The sequence below is a fragment of the Skermania sp. ID1734 genome, from assembly GCF_007489285.1.
Classification (GTDB): domain Bacteria; phylum Actinomycetota; class Actinomycetes; order Mycobacteriales; family Mycobacteriaceae; genus ID1734.
Genome location: NZ_VLIY01000045.1, coordinates 1 through 1,795 on the forward strand (window position 1 = coordinate 1; position 1,795 = coordinate 1,795).

The 1,795-nt window shown below is 68.0% G+C and carries 1 protein-coding gene; it reads left to right on the forward strand.

Going from position 1 to position 1,795, the window contains the following annotated elements; translation table 11 throughout:
* Window positions 1-79 precede the first annotated feature (79 nt).
* Window positions 80-1,783, forward strand: a complete 1,704-nt coding sequence (locus FOS14_RS24450) for a transposase (RefSeq protein ID WP_143773428.1) — start codon at window positions 80-82, stop codon at window positions 1,781-1,783.
* The last annotated feature ends 12 nt before the right edge of the window (window positions 1,784-1,795 follow it).

A 1,795-nucleotide genomic window follows, 5' to 3' on the forward strand; every position in this document is an offset into this window, starting at 1 on the left:
CGGGCTGTTGCAAAATCGAACTTCTGCTTTGCGGCCTGTCGGGGCGGGTTTGACCTGGGGTTTCCTGGAGAATGTGTTGATGGCCAAGGGATATCGCCGGGTTGATCGGGATCAGCAGTTTCTGCTGCCGCAGGACATGCGCGATTGGTTGCCGGTGTCGGATCCGGTGTGGCTGGTCATCGGGGTGGTCGAGGGCTTGGACACCAGACGGTTGCATGCCAAGCGCCGTACCGGTGGTGCCGGGCGGGCGGGCTATGACCCGGACATGATGTTGACACTGCTGATCTGGGCGTGGGCGCAAGGGCAGCGTTCCTCGCGGGTCATCGAGAGACTATGTGCCCGGGATGTGGCGTTTCGGGTGATCTGCGCCGGTCACACCCCTGATCATGTGACGATCTCACGGTTTCGCGCGGAGGCCGCCGACGTGGTCGAGGACCTGTTCACTCAGGTGCTGGTGTTGTGCGCCCGGTTGGGTATGGGCCAGCTCGGCGTGGTCGCGCTGGATTCGGTCAAGATCGCCTCCAACGCGTCACTGTCGGCCAACCGCACCGAGGATGGGCTGCGCAAAGCCGCCGCCGAGCAGGCTGCAGTGAATGCGGCCCGCGCCGCCGCCCGCGCGGCGGCGTCCGAGCACGCGGCCACCGACGCCGCCGAGGACGTGTTGTACGGACCGCACGGTCGCGGCGACGCGGTGCCGGGCGAGTTGGCCGATCCCGCTTCGCGCGCGGCGCGGATCGCCGAGGCGCTGGCGCAGTTGAGCGCCGACACCAGCGCGCGCACCGCCAAACGCGAGGCTGCCCAAGCGCGCCGACGCGACCGCCAGCGTGCCGCCGAGCAGCGTCGCCACGCGCAGTTGGAGGCGTTCGAGGCACGCCGCGGCGCCGACGGCAAACCGCCGAAGGGACAGCCGCCCAAGGAGATCCGTATCCAAGCGCTCACCCGCAACCTCGAACACGCCCGGGCGGTGCAGCAGGCCAAACTCGACCGGTACCGCACCCATCGGCGTGGGCAGCGACCGCTGCCGGTGGAGCAGGCTTACAAGGTCAGAAGAGTCCGCGAGGCGCTCGAACGCGCTGTCGCCGAGCAGGCAGCAGCGGCGCAGCCGGCTCCCGCGGCCGCCCAAGCCTCCCCGTCGACGTCGAAGAAGCCCAAACCCAGCTGGCAACAACCTAAACGCAATATCACCGACCCGGACTCACGGTTGATGCAGTTGCGCGGGGGCGGCTGGATCCAGGGCTACAACTGCCAGGCCGTCACCAGCAGCGACGGTCTGATCATCGCCACCAGTGTCGGCAACAATCCCAACGACGCCACCGCGTTCACCACTGCCATGAACAAGGCCGTCACCGCCGCCGCACTCATCGACACCCACCGACCCGCACCCACCGACTTCACCGGGATCGGGATACTGCTCGCCGACGCCGGCTACCTCACCGAAGCGAACCTGACCGCACCCGGCCCGGACCGGCTGATCGCGGTCGCCAAGAACCGCGACCTCGCCGCGGCCGCCCGCAACCAGCCCACCCAAGGACCCCCACCCGCCGGCGCCAGCCCGATCGAGACGATGGCCCACCGGCTGCGCACACCCGAAGGCAAAGCCCTCTACAACCAGCGCAGCCACATCGCCGAAACCCCGTTCGGCCACGCCAAACACAACCTCGGATTCAAACGCTTCACATCCCGCCGAACAACCAGAGCCACAGCCGAATTCAGCTTCCACGCGCTCGTGCACAACCTGTTCAAAGCCATCACCACCGGCGCACTGACCCCAGCGACTGCATAACCCGCCAGCCCC

What these genes read in the sequence shown, in the direction of transcription:
- FOS14_RS24450 (WP_143773428.1), top strand. Translation starts at nt 80, where the DNA reads ATGGCCAAGGGATATCGCCGGGTTGATCGGGATCAGCAGTTTCTGCTG.